Below are 21,269 nucleotides of genomic sequence, written 5' to 3'. Positions count from 1 at the left end.
TAAAAAACTGTAGTATTAAGGTAATGCTTAGGATCATCAAAGCAGGTAATTTCCTTGATTCGGTTAAAATAATTCTCAATTCAATTCAATATCATATCTTTATAAAATCTTAATACGGAAGCAGAGACTTTTATACTATCTTTGAAAGTAGTTATATATAATAAAATGCATTACGAGGATAGCACTGTTAAAAGTATTGATAAGGAGTTCTGATCATTTATGCCGGAAAAATCATATAAGAAAAAACATATGACATCTTTTCAGCTGATTATCATGGGGTTTGCAGGAGTGATCCTTTTGGGAACCGTTCTGCTGATGCTTCCATTTTCTTCTGCGGAGAAAGTGATCACACCATTTCATGAGGCACTTTTTACAGCCACTTCGGCGGTATGTGTTACAGGTCTTGTGGTAAAGGACACTGGAAGCTACTGGTCCCTGGCAGGCCAGACGATCATTCTTGCACTCATACAAACAGGTGGGCTTGGAGTAGTGACTGTGGCTGCGTCTGTTTCCATTCTTTCCGGAAAGAAAATATCCCTCATGCAAAGAAGCACCATGCAGGATGCAATTTCAGCTCCAAAAGTCGGAGGAATCGTCAGACTAACAAGGTTTATTTTGAGGGGAACATTTTTGATCGAAGCTGCAGGGACGGTGTTGCTGCTGCCGGTTTTTATGGGAGATTATGGAAAAAAGGGAATCTGGATGTCAGTTTTTCATTCAATCTCTGCTTTTTGTAATGCCGGCTTTGATATTCTGGGGACAGATTCCAGTATGTTTCCATCGCTGACTGGGTATTCAGGAAATATACTTATAAATCTGGTAATTATGCTGTTGATCATTACAGGAGGAATCGGTTTTCTCACATGGGATGATATTTATACAAATAAACTGAACTTTAAACGCTACCGCATGCAAAGCAAGATCATTCTCATGACTACCGCATGTCTGATCTTATTTCCGGCAGTCTTTTTCTATATCTGTGATCTGACAAAATTACCCATGGGAAAACGCCTGTTAGCAGCAACGTTTCAATCGGTAACGACAAGAACTGCCGGATTTAATACTATAAACATTTCAGAGATGAGTGAGGCATCAAAAGCAGTTATGATATTGTTAATGCTGATTGGTGGTTCACCGGGATCTACAGCAGGTGGAATGAAAACAACAACTTTTTCAGTACTTATTTTAAATGCAATTGCGACATTTCGAAGTCAGGAAAATGCAGGAGCTTTTGGGCGAAGACTTGAATATCATGTGATAAAAAATGCAGCGACAATAGCCATGTTATATTTTGCCTTGTTCTTTGGCGGCGGAATAGCGATCAGTGTGTACGAAGGCCTTCCGCTTTTAGATTGTCTGTACGAAGCTGCTTCAGCTGTTGGTACGGTAGGTCTGACTCTGGGAATCACACCGGAACTTCATGTTTTTTCACAAGTCGTGCTGATAATACTGATGTATCTGGGACGTGTAGGTGGTCTGACCCTGATCTATGCGGTATTTTCCGGAAGAAATAAGGGAAATGCAAAGCTCCCTCTGGAAAAAATCACAGTTGGATAAGAAGGAGAAAAATAATATTATGAAAAATGTATTGCTTATTGGACTTGGAAGGTTTGGAAGACATATTGCCATGCAGCTCAATCAGCTGGGACATGAAGTTATGGCAGTTGACTGGAAGGAAGAAAGAGTGGACAAAGTACTGTCATTTGTGACGAATGCTCAGATTGGTGACAGCACCAATGCTGAATTTTTACAGTCCCTTGGAATTGGAAACTATGACATTTGTTTTGTGACCATTGGAGAGAGCTTTCAAAATTCTCTTGAAACAACATCCCTTCTAAAAGAACTGGGTGCAAAATTGGTGATATCCAGAGCTGAACGTGATGTTCAGGAAAAATTTCTTTTACGCAATGGTGCCGATAAGGTAGTTTATCCGGAAAAGCAGGTGGCAAAATGGGCCTCCTTCCGTTATACAGATGATCATATACTGGATTATATGGAGGTGGACGCTTCCCATGCAATTTTTGAAGTGGAAGTGCCGGAAGAATGGGTTGGAAAAACAGTGGGTGGACTTGACATCAGAAAACGCTACAATATTAATATTCTGGCAGTAAAAAATGAAGAGGAATTCAGTATTGCAATTTCACCGGAAACATATTTTGCAGAAAATGATAAATTACTGGTATTAGGAGAATACAGAGCTCTTCAGAAGTGCTTCCGCATATAGCTCATTGCCATGAAGAAAAAATTTTGACCACAGAACAGCTGCGTGATATAATTCCAGAAAACAGCAGTAGAAGGAGAATGACAGAATGAGCTTGAAAATGAAGGATACAGTAAAAAACAGAACCTATCCGAAACGGCCATTTGCATGGTATGTGGAAAAACCGTCTGCAAAAGATTACTTGCTGACGGTTTTTATATTTGCAGTATGCACTTTGATCGGCCTGCTGTTTCAGAAACTGGATCTTACAGATACAAATATTGTAACGATATACATTTTGGGCGTATTGATCACTTCGATCGTGACAGATGGTTATCTTTGCAGTGTAGCCGGCTCCTTTTTAAGTGTATTCTTATTTTGCTTTTTCCTGATGGAGCCAAGGATGTCTTTTGAGACATACGCGGTGGGATATCCGGTGACATTTTTCATAATGCTTATTTCGTCTGTACTTACAGGAACCCTTGCGGCAAAGCTGAAAATGCATGCAAAGCTGTCTTCACAGATTGCCTTTCGCACACAGGTTCTGTTTGATACGGATCGTCTGCTGCAAAAGGCAAAAAGTGAGACAGAAATCCTCGGAGTTACCTGTACACAGCTGATACGCCTGTTAAACCGCAGCATCACGGCATATGTTGTGGAAAATGGAACTTTATCAGAAGGAAAGCTTTTTTCCGGGGAAAAAGAGAGCACAGAGGATTTTCTGACACAGGAAGAACAACAGGCGGCCAGATGGACTTATGAAAACAGACAGCGTGCCGGCGCATCCACACAGTATTTCTCACAGGCAAAATGCTTATATCTGGCAATTCGAAGCGGGAATAATGTTTATGGCGTAATCGGGATCCCTCTGCAGAAAGAAACACTGGACTCTTATGAATACAGCATCCTGCTGTCTGTAATAAATGAATGTGCACTTGCAATGGAGAATGTACAAAATGCCATAGAAAAAGAAAAAAATGCGGTTTTAGCAAAAAATGAGCAGCTGCGTGGCGATCTTCTTCGGGCGATCTCCCATGACCTGCGTACTCCGCTTTGTTCTATTTCCGGAAATGCAGATATGCTTCTCAGTAACAGTGACCGTCTGGATGAAGCTACAAGGTATCAGATCTACACGGACATTCATGAGGATTCAGAGTGGCTGATCGGAGTTGTGGAAAATCTGCTTTCCATTACCAGGCTCAATGATGGAAGATTGAAGTTTAAATTTACGGATCAGCTTTTGGATGAGGTAATAGCAGAGTCACTCCGACATATCGGCCGGAAGCATGATGCGTATAAGATCGTGGCGGACTGTGAAGAACTTGTTCTTACACGTATGGACGTGCATCTTATTATACAGGTTCTGGTAAATTTGATCGATAATGCGATAAAATATACGCCGTCAGGCTCTGTCATCAGCATTCGGGGGTTCAAAAAAGCCGGGAAAGCACAGGTAAGCGTGGAAGATAACGGCCCCGGGATCCCGGATGAAATGAAGCCACATATTTTTGAGATGTTTTATACAGGGAAAACAACCGTTGCAGACAGCCAACGGAGTCTGGGGCTTGGCCTGGCACTTTGCCGCTCTATCATAGAAGCTCACGATGGAACACTGGTTCTTTCAGATCATGCTCCGCATGGATGTAATTTTACTTTTACTTTACCATTAAGCGAGGTGACATTAAATGAATAAGACATTAATTCTGGTGGTTGAGGATGACAGACCCATACGGAACCTGATCGTTACCACATTAAAAACACATGACTATAAATATCTGGCTGCAGAAAATGGAGCTTCAGCCATTTTGGAGGCTTCATCACACAATCCGGATATCGTTCTTCTGGATCTGGGCCTTCCTGATATGGAAGGAGTAGAGGTAATAAAGAAAATCCGTACCTGGTCGAATATGCCTATCATCGTGATCAGTGCCAGAAGTGAAGATATGGACAAAATAGAGGCACTGGATGCGGGTGCAGATGATTATATCACAAAACCATTTTCAGTAGAAGAATTACTTGCGCGTATCCGTGTCAGCCAAAGACGGCTTGCCATAACGCAGTCAGGAAAACAGCCGGAAACATCTGTTTTTGAAAATGGTGGATTAAAGATAGATTACACGGCTGGCTGCACATTCCTGAAGGACAGAGAACTGCATCTGACGCCCATTGAGTATAAGTTGCTCTGCCTTTTATCCCGTAATGTTGGAAAAGTATTGACACATACATATATTACTCAGCAGATCTGGGGACGCTGCGCGGAAAACGATGTTGCTTCTCTCAGGGTTTTTATGGCAACACTGCGGAAAAAACTGGAGCCTGAAAAAAACGGTGTACAATATATCCAGACGCACATAGGAATTGGATATCGCATGCTCAGAATCGAGAAACCTGAGCAGGAAACCAAAAAAGATAGCATTAATCCTCAAACGATAATATAATCATCTCATATGATGACAGTTTCTATAGTAAAAAGCATAGAAAAGGACGGAAACAGACGATGAAGATCATGGGGATTGATATCGGCACAACAACAGTCAGTGTCGTAATGACAGACACAGAAACGGGAAAGCTGCTTGCAAAGGAAACAGTGGAGCATAATTCTTTTCTGCGGAGCAGTAAGCCGGAACAGAAGCTGCAGGATCCGGAACGGATCTATGAGATCGTCCGGGAGTTTCTTATAAAGCAGCAGAAGGAGAATGGTTTGCCAGATGGAATAGGGTTTACAGGGCAGATGCATGGAATGCTGTATGTGGATGCTTCCGGCAAGGCAGTGAGTCCTCTCTATACCTGGCAGGATGGAAGCGGAGAGATTCCGCTGGAAAACGGAAAAACCTGTGCAGAGCTTTTGCAGGGAGTAGGTGCGGCGGCGTCCGGATATGGTTTAGTGACACATTTTTATCTTCAGAAGAAAGATCAGATCCCGAAGGATGCTGTAAGGATGACGACGATCAGTGATTATATTGCCATGCGGCTGTGTGAAAATACTGTCCCTGTTATCGGACTTGACATGGCGGCAAGCTGGGGCTGCTTTGACCTGCGAAAACAGGAGTTTCTGTATGAAGCCCTGGAGCAGGCCGGCGTAGATACTTCTTATCTGCCGGAAGTAAGAAAGGGACATTTTTTAGTCGGAGAAACAAGAGCCGGTGTGCCGGTAATGGGATCGATCGGTGACAATCAGGCGAGTCTGTTTGGTTCCGTCCGGAATCTTAAAGATACCGTGCTCCTGAATGTAGGAACCGGCAGCCAGGTTTCCTTAGTGACAGAGAAGTTTATAGAATGCAGCGGCAGTGTGGAGCTTCGCCCCTGTACCGAAAACAGCTATATCCTCGTGGGAGCTTCCCTGTGTGGTGGTCGTGCGTATGCGATGCTGGAACAGTTTTACAGAGAAGCTGCAGAAACTGAAGAAAGACTGTATTCCCGGATGCAGGAGCAGGCAGAAAAATTTATTGAAAAATACGGAAAAGAAGCTGCATGGAAAGTAGATACAGCTTTTTCAGGGACAAGAAGTAATCCGTCTCACAGGGGCATGATCGCAGGGATCGGTGTAGAGAATTTTCATCCTGGTGCACTGACGGTCGGTGTGATCTGTGGGATCCTTAACGAACTGCATGAGCAGTATGAGCAGATGTGTCAGCTCACCGGAAAAAAGGCCACACGCCTGACTGGCTCCGGAAACGGAATTCGCCGAAACCCGCTGATGAGAAGACTGGCAGAAGAAATGTTCAAAATGCCGATGGAGATTCCTGAATATGAAGAAGAGGCTGCATATGGAGCTGCACTTACTGCGGGAAAGTTGGTTGCGGCAATGTAAGAAAAATTTTGTTTGACTTTTTGAAAAAGAGGCAATATAATTACAAGAAACGAGTAGCAAGTAAGCGTAAATCCAGTTTACCGGCTACTCGTTTTCATTTTGTAAAAATGAATATCGCCATGAAAAAGTGTGTAGCGTGTCAGCGTAAGTCCAGCTTATATGACAAGGTGCGCACTTTTTTTGTGCTAAAAAGAAAGGAGTTAAAACAAAATGGCGGAAAGCAACAAGATGAAGGAGATGCCGGTAAATAAGCTGATGGTCCAAATGGGAATCCCGATGATCCTATCTATGGCATTGCAGGCAGTCTATAACATTGTAGACAGTGCATTTGTGGGAAATATGAAAGCAGGCAGTGAGACAGCACTAAATGCTTTGACACTGGTATTTCCGGTGCAGATGCTTATGGTGGCAGTGGGGATCGGAACCGGTGTAGGAACCAATGCACTTCTTGCAAGGACACTTGGACAGGGAGACAGTAAAAAAGCTGCAAAGGTAGCAGGAAACAGTCTGTTTCTGGGAGTGATCATTTATGTGGTTTGCTTATTGTTTGGTATCTTTGGGGTGAAAGCATATATTTCATCGCAGACAGTAGATACAGAAGTACTTGAGATGGGAATCAGCTATCTGAGGATATGCTGCGTGATTTCTTTTGGTATTATTTTCTTTTCTCTATTTGAAAAGTTACTTCAGGCAACAGGCCGTTCTCTTTATTCCACGATTGGTCAGGTGGTTGGAGCGGTTGTAAATATCATCCTTGATCCGATCATGATCTACGGTATTGGACCTTGTCCGGAAATGGGAGTGAAAGGCGCAGCCTACGCAACTGTAATTGGACAGGTAGCGTCAGCAGTATTACTGTTCATTTTTCATATCAAATTAAATAAGGAATTCGAGCATGGGGCGAAATATATGAAGCCAGATGGCGAAATTATCAAGGAGATCTATGCAATCGGACTTCCGGCAATCATTGCTCAGGCGCTGATGTCCATTATGGTTTATGTAATGAACCTGATCCTGAAGTTCGATCCGTCAGCACAGACGGCCTATGGTCTGTTCTATAAGGTACAGCAGTTTGTTTTGTTTCTTGCTTTTGGTCTGCGAGATGCAATCACCCCAATCATTGCATTTGCTTATGGAATGAGAAGTAAGAAGAGAATTCAGGATGGAATCAAATATGGTCTGATCTATACAATTGTGTTAATGATTCTGGGAATTGCAATCACAGAGATTTTCCCTGGGGCATTTGCAACGCTGTTTAATGCGGGACAGTCGAGAGAATATTTTATCGGAGCAATGAGAGTGATTTCTATAAGTTTCCTGTTCGCAGGAATCAATGTTGCTTATCAGGGCATTTATCAGGCACTGGATGGTGGTGTGGAATCGCTGGTTATTTCGCTTTTGAGACAGCTTATTATTATCCTGCCGCTGGCTGGAATCTTTTCTATGCTTGTCAGAAATGTACAGATGGGAGTTTCACTGATCTGGTGGGCATTTCCGATCACGGAAATAGTTTCCTGTTTTGTAGGATATGTGTTTTTAAAGAGAATCAGAAAAAATAAAGTAGATGTTTTGAATTAAGGAGGAATTGGAAATGGCAAAAAGAATCATTACGATCAGTAGAGAATTTGGAAGCGGCGGACGCTTTATCGGAGAAGAATTAGCGAAAAAATTGGGACTCGCTTATTATGATAAAAACATTATCAATGAGATCGCAGAAAAGTCTGGTTTATCTCCGGAATATATTCAGGAAAGTGCGGAACTGTCTCCGAAAAAAGGCTTGTTTGCATATGCATTTGCCGGACGTGATATCACAGGAAAATCAGTAGAAGACATGGTGTATGAGGCACAGAGAAAGGTTATTTTAGAACTGGCTGATAAGGAATCTTGTGTAATTATCGGAAGAAATGCAGATTATATTCTGAAAGATAGGGATGATGTACTGAATGTATTTATCCATGGGAATATGCCGGAAAAAACACAGCGTATTATGGGTTTGTATAATGTAGGAGAGAAGGAAGCTGTCAAAATGATGGCAGATACAGATAAAAGGCGTATGACGAATTATAATTTTTACACCGATCAGAAATGGGGAAAGGCCAGTAATTATACGTTGTGTCTGAATAGTTCACAGCTTGGATACGACAGATGTGAGAAGCTTGTTATGGAATGTAAATAATGAAATCCTCATGGTGAAAGTGGATTAAAGAAAATGTGATGAGAGCATTCATGAGTAAGTAGCGAAAGCAGATGACTTTGTAATCCTGGATTGTACGTGACTTTGCCATGAATGATCTAGGATTAATTAATGGAAATCGAAAGTATATTGGACAGAGAATTTAAGAAGAAACTGGAAGAACGCGTAGATCGGATGTGATTAACTGCTGTACAGTTGAGAGTACTGGGCGAGTTAAGTCGTTCGGAGTCAATGGGAGTTGAAGAAATCAATCAGAAGGATTTGGGAAAAGCGTTAGCTGTACAGGAGTATGAAAAGTATAAAGCACAGCTGAAAAAGAGTGGAACAAAGTACAAAATTTTATCAGAAAAAACAAAAGAGGATGGATCTATGGTGATTGAAATTAAGAAACAGTATAATTCATCTCCATGGCGAAATTCTTTACAAAAAATTAGCACTCACCTCTTGATAATGGAAGTCGGTTTTTGTCCTGTCTTGTGTATCACGAAAGTGGCTATTTTACAGGCTTTCCGGGGCATCAGTCATTTTGCCTGGTATTGTAAAGCAGTGTCAGATTTGTCGTAAATTTGTGATCAAAAAATGATGAGAAATGGAGAGTGCTAATGAAATGAAATTAACGTATACAAATGTAAATGGATATCTGATCCCGAATCTCACCTATAAATCCGGTGAGCAGATGGTGCAGCTTGGCAAATATGGATTCTTACGCAGAGATTATCTGAAGAACCATCGAAATTCAACGTATCAGGTGATGCTTTTACAGGATACCATTGGAGAGCATCTTCTGGAAGTGGACAAGGCAGCCAGAGAACGGGAAGAGGTAATTCTGAAACAGTTGGAAGAAAAAGAACCACTGCCGGATAAAGAAGTAGATCAGATGGCATGGGTAAGAGCTGCTAATCAACACAAAGCGATTGCGGAAGAGATTATCCTGAAAGAATTGATTTATGTATAAGGATTGCCAGTAATCAATCTGGCAGATAACTGATAAAAATAGAATATTGTGAGCGAAGTAAGGCGTGAGTCATAAAATATGGCTTGCGTCTTTTTCTTTGTCTGAAAGGAAGTGATAAGTTTGAACAAGAAGTTTTTGAAGCATTATATGGAAAACAATCCAGAAGGGATAGCACAGACCTATATCTTTCTGGTGGACAATCAGGATATAGCGTTAAATATTGTAATGTCAGGTTATCAGGCACTTTGTCTGGTGCAGGAAGATGACGGGGATTATTTCAGTGCAGATTCTTTTATAGAGGAAATGAGAGCTATTCAGTTTACTGGCAGCTGTCAGTGTGCCTACTACCGACAAGTGGAAGCTGCTTGCGAAGAAGCAGGCAGAAACGCTGGAGAAAGTGACGGTGGAGAGGGACGAATTACAGGTGAGAAATCAGAAGATGAACGAGTTTATCCAGAAATTTCAGGAAAGGACACACAAGCTGAAAATGGAAAAACAGAAGCTATTTTTCGAGAATCATGAAATGCAAGACGAAATTCGGAAGTTAAACGACGAAATTCATCATTTGACAACCGAACTGTCCGAAACGCAGAAGCTGAATCAATCGCTTCAGAAGAACAACGACGATTTGAGGAACAGAAACGGATTGAAGAGCAGGAGAGAGCAAGAGCAGCTCGAAGAAGAAATAAAAGACGTTCAGGACCAGAACTCTAAATTGCAGATACAGGTGAATAAATCATCTGTGCAAGCTGTTGATGAGGCATATAGAAAACAAAAAGAAGCAGAAAAACAATTACGGTCATTAAAGCATCAGGCGGAACAGAATAGAAAGATAGCTGAGAAGGAAGTGCAAAAACTGAAAAAAAGAATAAAATTGCAATCAGAGAAAATAAACGAGATAAAATTTTTCTGTGGAATTGGATATATAGTGGCATTTGTACTTTCAGCTTGTCTTGTTAAGATGTGTTTCTTGTGATTTTAAATGCGATATTTCAGAATTTAATTATGATTTTTGATGGATTAGATTGTTTGAAACGCATTTCTATGATATGATGATAAATACCATGTGAACAGGTATTTCAAGCAAATAAGATTGAGGTGAAAAAATGGCAGTTAGTTACAAGAAATTGTGGAAATTGTTAATTGATAAAGAAATGATGAAGAAAGATTTGCGTGCAATGACAGGAGTTAGTACAACAACGATGTCTCGATTATCAAAAGATGAAAATGTAAGTACAGAGATTCTGTCAAAGATATGTTCTGCTTTGAATTGTGATGTAGGAGACATCATGGAATTTGTTCCTGATAAAAAAGAGGAGCAGTAAGGGGGTACGGGAACATGGATCATTCTTATCCTTATATTGCGTCTTTGACCAGAGAGCCGTTCCTTTTCTACGAAATGCGTTCTACCGCAAAGCTAATGGTAGAAGGAAATTCCGATGATGCGATTGTAAAAGAAATTGTAGAGCAGAATCTTTTTCAGTATCCAACTGAAAAATCTATTACACGCATGGCGAAAGCCTGTATCAAACGGCTTCATGCACTGGAAGATGATTCATTGGTTGCTGCGATTGCGTCACAGCCAACGGATGTAGCAAAACAGATTTGTCTGTATGCATTGATGAAGCAGAGCCGACTGGTTTGGGAATTTATGCTGACCGTCATTGGTGAGAAGTACAGATTAAGGGATACGTCTTTTGGTAAGATAGATTTGAATACATTTTTTATGCGTTTACAGGAACAAAATGATACCGTAGCTTCCTGGAGCGATAGTACGATAACAAAATTAAAACAGATTATTGCCAGAGTGCTTGTTGAAACAGAATATCTCGACAACCGGGGGGCAGATCATTTGAATCCAGTATGGCTGCATCCTATTTTGGAGAATGCCATCAGAAGCAATGGCGACACGGCGGTACTGCCAGCGTTTAATTGCTTTGTGTAGGAGGTAACCAGATGAGTGAAATAAAAGAGCGCCTGGACAAAGTTCGGGCATTGATTCAGGAACCAGAGTTCCTGGAAGGCAAGGGACTCAGCAATGAGGTGAATATCAGAATCTTCTGTTATGAACCAGAGAACGAAATGGTTGTCCGCCATTTTGTGAATCAGCTGGAAACCGATCAGTCCTTAGATTGCCATTTGATCGTTTGTAATTTATATAAAACATTTCTCTCTATCTGCGATGATATGGACATCACAGATGCGATTCCCGATATGGAAGAAGCTGACGGAAGTGCTTATCTTCTGGAGCAGCTTAACTCCGCAATCGGCAATGGAGAGTTCATTGATAAAATCCAGTATGAGCCACACGAACCGGGTGATGTGCTGATGCTGATGGGGGTAGGTGAGGTATTTCCATTTATGAGAATCCATACATTACTGGAAGCCTTGCAACCGTATTTTTCGGATGTTCCGATTTTGGTGATGTATCCGGGTGAATTTGATGGTCGTCATGTAAAACTGTTCAATCGTCTGACATCAAATGATTATTACCGGGCGTTCAATGTCATAGATTAAGGGGGGATAAAGCTATGATGATTCGAGATATGTTTGCGGATGACATTAACCGCAAAATCAATGGTGTTATTAAAGTTGATCAGGCTGCTGATGATGTAATCGAGCAGGAGTTAAATGAATATGTCATTACCAGAGAATTGAAGAAACATTTCATTACGTTCTTCAATTATTACGGTGATGCTTTCGACCAGCCAACTGCTGATATGGGTGTTTGGATTTCCGGTTTCTTTGGAAGTGGTAAATCTCACTTCCTGAAAATGCTTTCCTACCTTCTGGAAAATAAAGAGGTAAAAGGCATCCGCAGTGTAGAGCGTTTCCGTAAAAAGTTTGAGGACGATCCGGCAACCTTTATGCTGATCGACCGTGCTACAAAGGGAACAACGGAGACAATTCTGTTCAATATTGATATTGAGGGATTCAGCAATAAAAACAAGACAGCTGTACTTCGTGTTTTTGCAAAGATGTTCTATAATCATCTGGGATTTTACGGAGAAAATCTGAAAGTTGCCATGATGGAGCGTTATATCGACCAGCAGGGAAAAACGGAGAAGTTCCGCAGAGTTTTTGAAGAAAAGAAAGGCAAGTCCTGGATGGAAATGCGCCGTGCCTTTGCATTCAATGGAAAGTTTATTATTCCGACTTTAATGGAAGTTCTGGATATGAGTGAGGACGATGCCAAGGCATGGTTCAATGATAAAACTGCAACAGAAATATCTATTGCTCAGCTTGTGGAAGATATGAAAGCCTATGTGGATACTAAACCTGCGAACTTCCGTCTGCTGTTTATGATCGACGAAGTTGGTCAGTATGTCGGCACAGACACCGATATGCTTTTGAACCTCCAGTCTTTGACAGAAAAAATCGGAAGTGAGTGTGAAGGAAAGATTTGGGTGATCTGCACCGGACAGGAAGCGATTGATGAAATCATCAAAGTTCGTGCCGATGAGTTCTCCCGTATTCAGGCTCGTTTTAAGACAAGACTGAGTTTATCATCTTCCTCTGTGGATGAAGTCATCCAGAAACGTATTCTGAAAAAGAAACCAGAAGCAGCTAAAAATCTGGAAGATGTTTATGAGCAGAATGATTCTGTTCTTCGTAACCTGTTCAGCTTTAGCGGTTCCATTCTGGATATTAAAGGTTATTCCGGCCCAAGGGAATTTACCGAGAACTTCCCGTTCGTGCCGTATCAGTTTATCATCATGCAGAAGGTATTTGCTGAAATCCGGAAACATGGAAATTCCGGTAAGCACCTGTCTGGTGGTGAGCGTTCCATGCTGTCCGGTTTCCAGGAAGCTGCACAGAAAATTCAGGAGAAGGATGAATATGCACTTGTGCCGTTCTTTCGCTTTTATGATACCGTACACACGTTCCTGGACGGTTCTATCCGCCGAGTAATTGAACGTTGCCAGAAAGCTGCTGACAACGGCGATGGCATCGAACAGCAGGATGTAGATGTACTGAAACTTTTGTACTTGATCCGATATATTGATGATATTCCTTCTAATCTAGACAATATCGTAATCCTTATGGCAGACGATATTCGTGCGGATAAGATTATCATGCGCGAAGCTGTTCGTGGATGTCTTGATCGTCTGGTGAGCCAGAACTATATCGGCAGAACCGGTGATACTTATAACTTCCTGACTGACGAAGAACAGGACATTCAGCGTGAAATTAGAGATACCAATGTGGATACTGCTTCTATCGTAGAGCGTATTGCTCAGATGATTTACGGTGATATTTTCACAACTAAGAAGTTCCGTTATGGAAAATATGACTTTGCCTTCGATCAAATGGTAGATGGTATTACTGTCGGTGTGGCAACAGGCGGTATGCGTCTACGTTTCCTGACTGTTGCTACCGATGCTATTGAAAAAACGGATTATCGTCTGATGGCAGAATCCAAAGGCAACGAAGCAATCGTGGTCCTGGCTGACACACCTTACTATGAATCTCTGGAATCTGCTATGAAAATTCGCAAGTATGTAAAGCAGAGAAATGTAAGCCAGCTTCCAAAAACTGTGCAGAAAATCATAAGTGACCAGCAGGACGAAGCCGGAAAATATGAGCTGAGTGCAATGAGCGAATTGCAAAATGCTATCGAGGGGGCACAGTTCTATGTAGACGGTGAGCATCTGGAAATCAAAGCCGGAAATGCAAAGAGTAAGATTGACCAGTCACTTGAATATCTGGTTGCCCATGTGTATAGCAAGCTCAACTTGATTACAGATAATGCAGGCAGTGATGCAGATATTATTGCGATTCTGACAGGTGCGGTAACAGCACTTCCGGGCATGGAGCCAAACCGTGATGCTGCTTCTGCTATGGAAGAATATCTGGAAATGCAGGATGCGAAAAAGCTGCCGACTTCTATGGCAGATGTTCAGAGTAAATACAGTGCGATTCCGTATGGCTGGAAAGAAATCGACATTGCTGCGGTTGCGGCACAGCTGATTTATTCCCAGAAAGTAACCATCAAGTATGCAGGCAATACCATTCAGCCAGATGACCCGAAATTGCTGGATATGCTTCGTAAAAAGAGTGAAATTGGCAAGACTTCCATTAGTAAGCGTAAAACCATTTCTGCTACGATGATGCGTGATGTAAAAGCGATGCTCCGAGAGTATTTCGACATCATGGATGTACCGGACGATGAAGATGGTCTGATTCGCTTTGTGACGGAGAAGTTTACCGAACAGCGTGATTATTATGCTTCTCTGGATGCCTGTTATGACGGACATAAATACCCGGATCGTGCATTGGTGCAGGAAGCTATTCATCTGATGGATGATGTACTTTCTCAGAAGAAAGACAATATTGCCCTGATTGAGCGTGTGCTGAAAAAAGAGGATGCTCTATTCGACAATAAAGAAGCCATGAGCAACGGCATTGAAAACTTCTTCAAAACCCAGGTAACAGTATTCGACCAGGCTGTGCAGTTTGAAAAATCTCTGCATGATGACCTTGACCGTATTGCAGAAAATGAGGAAGCACACAAGGCACTGAATACCATCCGTTTGATTACCATGGTTCAGACCGGAAGCAAGTTCAACTATAATCGGATTCGTGAATTAAATCCGTTGATGGATACGGTTCGTACTGCCCATGATAAGATGCTGGAAGAAAAACGTGCCGAGGTTCTGGAAACGGTTCGTCAGTGTATGGAAGCCACCCACACTGCCGCAAACGGCGATTCCAAGGCATCCCATCTGATTGAAAAATCAGATCGGTATTTTAGCCAGTGTAAGGAGAAAATCGCAGAATTAAAGAGCCTTGCCCTTCTGGATGCCATGTTCCTGCCGATGTGCCAGTACAAGGATGATACGGTCAGCAATATCGAGTCTGTTCTGGCTCCGCCTGCACCGAAGCCACCAGTACAGCCGACACAGCCAGGAAAAGAAGCTGCTCCGGCAAAGAAAAAGGTTGTCCGTGCCTATAACCGTCAGGTTGTATTCCAGGCAAAGACCTTACAGACGGATGCGGATATTGATGATTATGTAGAGAAGATTCGTTCACAGCTGAAACAGTTGCTGAAGAATTGCGACGAAATTAAGCTGAATTAAGGAGACGAGTATGGACAAGAATGCAATTAAAAAATTTGCTGTCTGGGCAAGAACAGAGCTGATCGCCCGTGTTTCCCTGAAAGGTGTGGAATATGGTATCACAGAGGATAGCATTGAGGATGCCAATGCGGACAGCATTGGCGGCAAAGTCCTCACTACTGATGAAAAGAAACAGCGTCAGGCCCTGATTGCTGAGATTAACGATAAAGGATATGAGCAGGTCATGGAGGAGGTTGCCTACACTTGGTTCAACCGCTTCTCTGCTTTGCGATTCATGGAAGTCAACGGCTATCTTCCCTCTCATGTACGTGTGTTCACGGACGAGGAAAACAATTTTAAGCCGCAGATTATAACCGAAGCTATTCATATGGATTTGGATGGATTGGATATGGAAAAGGTCTATGAGCTGAAAGATGCAGAAAAGACCGAAGAACTGTATAAATATCTGCTGATTGTGCAGTGTAACGCTTTGAATAAGATTCTGCCGGGAATGTTCCAGAAGATTGCGGACTACACCGAGCTTCTTCTGCCGGACAATCTGCTCCGAGAAGGCAGTGTGATTCAGCAGATGATTGAGCTGATACCGGAGGAGGACTGGAAAGATGCTGTCCAGATCATTGGCTGGCTGTATCAGTATTATAACAGCGAGAAAAAAGACGATGTTTTCGCAGCTCTGAAAAAGAATGTGAAAATTACAAAAGAAAACATTCCTGCAGCAACCCAGCTTTTCACACCGGACTGGATTGTTCGCTATATGGTAGAGAACAGCCTTGGTCGCCTGTGGTTGGAAGGACACCCGGATGTGAAAGAACAGCTTTTACCGACAGAGGAAGAACAGTCTGCCTATGCTGCTGGAAACCGTGACCCGGAAGATACCAAATGGCACTACTATCTGGAAGAAGCCGAGCAGGAGCCGGAAGTGCAGACACAGCTTGCAGAGATTCGCAAGGAATACGCTGCACTGACACCGGATCAGCTGAAAGTCATTGACCCTTGCTCCGGTTCCGGTCATATTCTTGCGTATATGTTTGATGTGCTGATGAAGATTTATGAATCCTACGGATATACCACCCGTGAAGCGGTGGCAAGTATTGTAGAGAACAATCTTTACGGTCTGGATATTGATGACCGTGCGGCACAGCTGGCTTACTTTGCGGTAATGATGAAAGCCCGTCAGTATGACCGCCGCTTCTTCAGCCGTGGTATTCAGCCCCATGTTTATGCCATCGTGGAGAGTAATCATGTAGATAAATTTGCCGTGGACTATTTCTGTAATGGCGATGTGAAGCTCACAGTCGCTATGGATACCATTATCAAAGAATTGCATGATGCAAAGGAATATGGTTCGATTGTAACCGTAACACCGCAGGATTGGTCTGTTCTGTATGACCGTTTCGCTGAGATTACGTTAGATATAAATATGTCCCGTGAGACGGCATTGAGAGAATTATTGCCGTTGGTACAGGTGGCAGAAATAATATCTGAAAAGTATTCAGTTGTTGTTACAAATCCCCCTTACCGAGGTATAGGTGATGTAGAAGCTAAATTGCAAGATTTTGTAAAAGAAAAATATCCAGATTCATGCTCTGACTTGAGTACAGTTTTTATGGAAAAATGTATCAGGCTTACAACGAAGAACGGCTATTATGCAATGATAAATATACCAGTATGGATGTCTTTGGCAAGCTATTCAAATCTGAGAAATAAAATGCTATGTAACGAATACATTGTGAATATGCTTCATTTGGGAAGAGGTATGTTTGGTTCTGACTATGGAACAACGGCATTTGTCGTTTCTAACACTTCACTTAATAGATATAAGGGATTTTATAAAAAATTCTTCGAAAGACAAGGTGCGGTTGAAACAGAAGAGGCAAAACAAAAGAAATTTTTTTATAGAACTAAAGATTATGCAACGGTACAAGAGTTATATTTATCTTTACCAAACGATATTATTGCGTATTGGGCAACAAAATCTTTTGCAGATGCCTTTGAATCTGGAATAAATATTAACACATACGCTACAGTATTTGAGGGATTAAAAACTCGTGATAAAGATAGATTCCTCCGATTCTGGTTTGAAGTGGCATCTAAGAAATGGAAACCCTATGCTAAGGGTGGTACCTTTAGAAGATGGTATGGAAACAATGATTATGTTGTAAACTGGGGAGAAAATGGAGATGAAGTTAGAAACTTTAAGAAATCCAGTGGAGCTAATTTTAAACATTACTTTGAACCGGAAATTACCTATACAGCAATGACTATGTCAAAATTTACTGGACGCTATATTACAAATCAATTATTTGGTGGAGGTGGAGGTGGAATAACAGCGTCTGCTAAAATAGATTATTTATTGGGTTTTGTTAATTCGCTTCCATTTGATTATATAATCAGTGCTATGAAATCAACGGTAAATTTTGAAGTGGGACAAATCGGAAAAATTCCGGTTCTGTTTGGAGATTCAAATAGTGAAAAAAGTGTTGCAATTTTAGCACAAGAAAATGTGGGTTTATCTAAACAAGAATGGGATTCTTATGAATATTCATGGGACTTCCAGCACCATCCATTGCTTCGCAAAGTTTCTACCATTGCTGAAGCATTTGAACAGTGGCAGACAGAATGCGACAACCGCTTTAATCAGCTGAAAACTAATGAGGAAGAACTGAACCGTATTTTCATTGACATTTACGGCTTGCAGGAAGAATTGACACCGGAAGTTGAGGATAAGGATGTTACTGTCCGCAAGGCTGACCTCGGCAGAGATATTCGCTCTTTCATTTCCTATGCAGTTGGTTGTATGTTTGGTCGTTATTCTTTAGACATACCGGGTCTTGTCTATGCTGGCGGGAATTTTGATGAAAAATATTGTCGTTGGATTAGTCAGTTTGGTGATCAAGCTAATGAAAAAATTGATGCAGATGGTCTATTAATTGAAGGTGGTTGGGCTGGAAGTAGTTTGTGGAAATATGATGGTGTACGTGTGGGAAATCAATGGTGCAAAGCCAGTTATCCTCCTGATACAGATAACATTATCCCAATCTGTGACGATGAATACTTTGAGGATGATATTGTTGGTTTGTTCGTGGAGTTCGTGAAAACCGTTTACGGTGCAGATACTCTGGATGAAAACCTGAAATTCATTGCCGATGCTTTGGACAGCAAAGGTCAGCCGAAGGATGTGATTCGGAATTATTTCCTAAATGATTTTTACAAAGACCATTGCAAGATTTATCAGAAACGTCCGATTTACTGGCTGTTTGACAGCGGAAAGAAGAACGGCTTTAAGGCTTTGATTTATATGCACCGCTATCAGCCGGACACTATTGCCCGTATTCGTACCGATTATGTGCATGAGCAGCAGGCTCGTTATCGTACAGCTATTGTCGATTTGGAACAGCGGAGTGCCAATGCATCCACTGGCGAGCGGGTGAAGTTAAAAAAGAAATTAACTACTTTGCAGGCACAGGATACTGAAATCAGAATCTACGAGGAAAAGATTCATCACCTTGCCGACCAGATGATTTCTATTGATCTGGACGATGGTGTGAAGAAGAATTATGCAATTTTCCAGGATGTTTTGGCTAAAATAAAGTAGGAGGAGTGGAGTAATTGGATAATGTATTTGCTACGTTTTTAAAAACAGCAGGATTATATCATTCTATAGAGATTTGTGAGAATAATATTACCGACTTGATTGAATTAATTAAGGGAAATATAAAAATCAGTACTTATTGTAAAGAGTGCAAGCGAGAACGTGTTTTTAGGATGAAACCTGTTGAATATTATTTTGAGTCAGGACCGGAGGGGCATGAAAAAATAGTGTGCAGGAATCTTGGCGAAGAGATAGAATCTCTCCAAAATCTGATTTTTAGTAAAAAGGTCAGGGAGGAAAAAGATTTCATTGCAGAATGGAGATGGATAAATTGGCAAATAGCCGATACTGTGAGAATAATGAAATTAGAATATATTTGTTCAATGAATGAAAAGCATCATTTAGATTATGTTGTTTTGACAACAGATAATTCCATGATGAAAATTGGACAGTATCCATCAGTTGCGGATATGACATTTCCAGAATTAGATGCTTATAAGCATGTGATTTCTAAGGAAGATCGTAAGGAACTTGGAACAGCGATAGGACTTTTTGCAAGTGGAGTTGGAGCTGGTTCATATGTTTATTTAAGACGAATTCTTGAACGACTTGTTTATCAAGCCAAAGAAACTGTAGGAGATGTGATTGATGATGAGAAATTTGAGCAGGCAAGAATGTCTGAACGAATTAAGATGCTAGATGGCTATCTTCCAGAAGTACTCATCAATAATACAACTATCTATGGAATTCTTAGTAAGGGCATTCATGAGTTAAGCGAAGAAGAATGTCGAAAATATTTTCCAGTTGTAAAAGAATGTATTTATCAGATACTTGGTATGTGGGAAAGTTTAAGAAAAAAACAAGCTGATGAAGCTGCTTTAAGTAAAGCTTTAAGCGCAATAACAACATCAATTAAGTAGTCAAAATGGTGGTGAATACTACCAAAGAGAGCGAGGTGTTATGATGACCATAGAAGAAATTCTTGCAGGAGAATCGAAGAATGTGGAGTTCAAAGAGACCCTGCCGGAGAAAAGCATCAAATATATGAAGTCTGTGGTTGCCTTTGCGAATGGAACCGGAGGAAAAATCATTTTCGGAATTGCCGATAAAACCAGGGAGGTTGTTGGCTTTGACAAGGAAGATGTATTCAAGAAAATGGATGCCATTGCCAATGCTGTATCAGACAGTTGTGAACCGGCAATCATCCCGGATATTACTTTACAGACGGTTGATGGTAAAACTGTTATTGTGGTAGAGGTTTCTGAGGGCAGACAGCGACCGTATTATATCAAAGCCCTTGGCAGAGATGGCGGTGTATATGTCCGTGTTGCCGGAACTACCCGCCTTGCCGATGAGTATATGGTAAAGGAGTTGTTGTTTGAGGGCAGTAATCGTTACTACGATCAGGCTTTATGTACTGGGTTAAATGTTACAGATGAAGATATTGATGCCCTTTGCAAAGCTATGAAAGAGCAGGCTGTCAGAAATGCTCGTACAGAGGAACAGAAAGCATCGATCAAAGATGTGGGAAGACAGCAGTTGCGTTCCTGGGGAATTTTAATTGAGCGTGATGGAAAAGATTTTCCATCCAATGCGTTTGCTATTTTGACAGGCAACGGAGGACTTCATGTTGCAACGCAATGTGGTGTGTTCAAAGGGACAACGAAAGCGGTATTTGTTGATCGTAGAGAGTATACTGGTCCGCTTTGGGAACAGATAGACGAAGCGTTTCAGTTTGTTTTGAGAAATATTCATCTAGGTGCTACAATTGTGGGAATTTATCGCCAGGATGTTTATGAGATTCCACCGGATGCCATTCGTGAGTTGATTATCAATGCTATGGTACATCGTAGTTATCTGGATCATGGTACGATACAGGTGGCGGTATATGACAACCGATTGGAAATTACTTCTCCAGGAAAGCTGCCAATGGGACAAACGATGGAGCGTATGAAAGAAGGTTATTCTAAAATCAGAAATGAAGCTCTTGCTCATGCGTTTGCTTACATGAATCTGATTGAGCATTGGGGAAGCGGCATTCCGAGAATTATAGACAAAGTGAAAGCTGCCGGACTGCAGGATCCGGAGTTTATTGGTGGCGAAGTTGATTTGCGTATCAATATTTATCGAGGTCAGGTTGATACCAATAACGCCATAATTAACGCCAATGACACTAAAAATGGCGCTAATGGCGTTAATTGTGGCGCTGATGATGGCACTAATGGCGCTGAAGTGCCACTTAATAAGGAACAGATGCAGATAGAAAAATTGTTGCAGATTATAGAGAAGAATCCGTCTGCAACACAGGCCTATTATGCAGAAAAAATGGGTATATCGAAAAGAACGGTTTCTCGAATGTTCGCTTCTTTACAGGAAAAAGGTAGATTGGTACAGAGCGGAACAAAACGAAAAGCAAATTGGAAAATTATAAGGTAGG

18 protein-coding genes are annotated in these 21,269 nt (G+C 41.5%); all 18 read left to right on the top strand.

The window, feature by feature from the left end; translation table 11 throughout:
- Positions 1–219 precede the first annotated feature (219 nt).
- Positions 220–1,557 (top strand): TrkH family potassium uptake protein, encoded by a 1,338-nt coding sequence (locus tag LI091_RS01935; RefSeq protein ID WP_114002166.1) that lies wholly within the window; start codon positions 220–222, stop codon positions 1,555–1,557.
- Positions 1,558–1,576: 19 nt separating this feature from the next.
- The gene (locus LI091_RS01930) at positions 1,577–2,224 is read left to right on the top strand and encodes a potassium channel family protein (RefSeq protein WP_015527248.1); all 648 of its coding nucleotides are present in this window, start codon (positions 1,577–1,579) and stop codon (positions 2,222–2,224) included.
- An 85-nt stretch (positions 2,225–2,309) separates the two neighbouring features.
- The gene (locus LI091_RS01925) at positions 2,310–3,893 is read left to right on the top strand and encodes an ATP-binding protein (RefSeq protein WP_059086038.1); all 1,584 of its coding nucleotides are present in this window, start codon (positions 2,310–2,312) and stop codon (positions 3,891–3,893) included.
- Positions 3,886–4,638 (top strand): response regulator, encoded by a 753-nt coding sequence (locus LI091_RS01920; protein ID WP_114002165.1) that lies wholly within the window; start codon positions 3,886–3,888, stop codon positions 4,636–4,638. Before LI091_RS01925 ends, LI091_RS01920 begins: the two co-directional genes overlap by 8 nt.
- Positions 4,639–4,697: 59 nt before the next feature.
- On the top strand, positions 4,698–6,011 hold the full coding sequence (locus tag LI091_RS01915; RefSeq protein WP_174088527.1) for a sedoheptulokinase: 1,314 nt from the start codon (positions 4,698–4,700) through the stop codon (positions 6,009–6,011).
- 210 nt (positions 6,012–6,221) lie between these two features.
- On the top strand, positions 6,222–7,589 hold the full coding sequence (locus LI091_RS01910; protein WP_174088525.1) for an MATE family efflux transporter: 1,368 nt from the start codon (positions 6,222–6,224) through the stop codon (positions 7,587–7,589).
- Positions 7,590–7,602: 13 nt separating this feature from the next.
- Positions 7,603–8,187: an AAA family ATPase gene (locus LI091_RS01905; RefSeq protein ID WP_265190730.1), complete on the top strand. Its 585-nt coding sequence runs from the start codon at positions 7,603–7,605 to the stop codon at positions 8,185–8,187.
- 249 nt (positions 8,188–8,436) lie between these two features.
- A complete protein-coding gene (locus LI091_RS01900) occupies positions 8,437–8,769 on the top strand; it encodes a hypothetical protein (protein WP_265190729.1) in 333 nt (110 codons plus the stop codon).
- A gap of 43 nt (positions 8,770–8,812) precedes the next feature.
- Entirely contained in the window at positions 8,813–9,160 is a 348-nt protein-coding gene (locus LI091_RS01895; protein ID WP_265190728.1) for a TnpV protein, read from the top strand.
- A 120-nt stretch (positions 9,161–9,280) separates the two neighbouring features.
- Entirely contained in the window at positions 9,281–9,682 is a 402-nt protein-coding gene (locus tag LI091_RS01890; protein WP_265190727.1) for a hypothetical protein, read from the top strand.
- The gene (locus LI091_RS01885) at positions 9,648–10,136 is read left to right on the top strand and encodes a hypothetical protein (RefSeq protein WP_265190726.1); all 489 of its coding nucleotides are present in this window, start codon (positions 9,648–9,650) and stop codon (positions 10,134–10,136) included. The genes LI091_RS01890 and LI091_RS01885 overlap by 35 nt, the downstream gene beginning before the upstream one ends.
- Positions 10,137–10,266: 130 nt before the next feature.
- Positions 10,267–10,485: a helix-turn-helix domain-containing protein gene (locus tag LI091_RS01880; protein ID WP_002578407.1), complete on the top strand. Its 219-nt coding sequence runs from the start codon at positions 10,267–10,269 to the stop codon at positions 10,483–10,485.
- A 14-nt stretch (positions 10,486–10,499) separates the two neighbouring features.
- Entirely contained in the window at positions 10,500–11,105 is a 606-nt protein-coding gene (locus LI091_RS01875; protein WP_265190724.1) for a DUF1819 family protein, read from the top strand.
- A gap of 11 nt (positions 11,106–11,116) precedes the next feature.
- Positions 11,117–11,677, top strand: a complete 561-nt coding sequence (locus tag LI091_RS01870) for a DUF1788 domain-containing protein (RefSeq protein ID WP_148444865.1) — start codon at positions 11,117–11,119, stop codon at positions 11,675–11,677.
- 14 nt (positions 11,678–11,691) lie between these two features.
- On the top strand, positions 11,692–15,240 hold the full coding sequence (brxC, locus tag LI091_RS01865; protein ID WP_265190723.1) for a BREX system P-loop protein BrxC: 3,549 nt from the start codon (positions 11,692–11,694) through the stop codon (positions 15,238–15,240).
- Positions 15,241–15,250: 10 nt separating this feature from the next.
- Complete coding sequence (pglX, locus tag LI091_RS01860) at positions 15,251–18,835, top strand: BREX-1 system adenine-specific DNA-methyltransferase PglX (RefSeq protein WP_265190721.1); 3,585 nt, start codon at positions 15,251–15,253, stop codon at positions 18,833–18,835.
- Positions 18,836–18,849: 14 nt separating this feature from the next.
- Complete coding sequence (locus tag LI091_RS01855; RefSeq protein ID WP_265190720.1) at positions 18,850–19,752, top strand: hypothetical protein; 903 nt, start codon at positions 18,850–18,852, stop codon at positions 19,750–19,752.
- 43 nt (positions 19,753–19,795) lie between these two features.
- Entirely contained in the window at positions 19,796–21,268 is a 1,473-nt protein-coding gene (locus LI091_RS01850; protein ID WP_265190758.1) for an RNA-binding domain-containing protein, read from the top strand.
- Position 21,269 lies beyond the last annotated feature (1 nt).

It is taken from the genome of Blautia sp. MSK20_18 (assembly GCF_020553125.1).
In the GTDB taxonomy this organism is placed as follows: domain Bacteria; phylum Bacillota; class Clostridia; order Lachnospirales; family Lachnospiraceae; genus Blautia_A; species Blautia_A fusiformis.
This window is presented reverse-complemented; position numbering and strand designations above follow the sequence as displayed.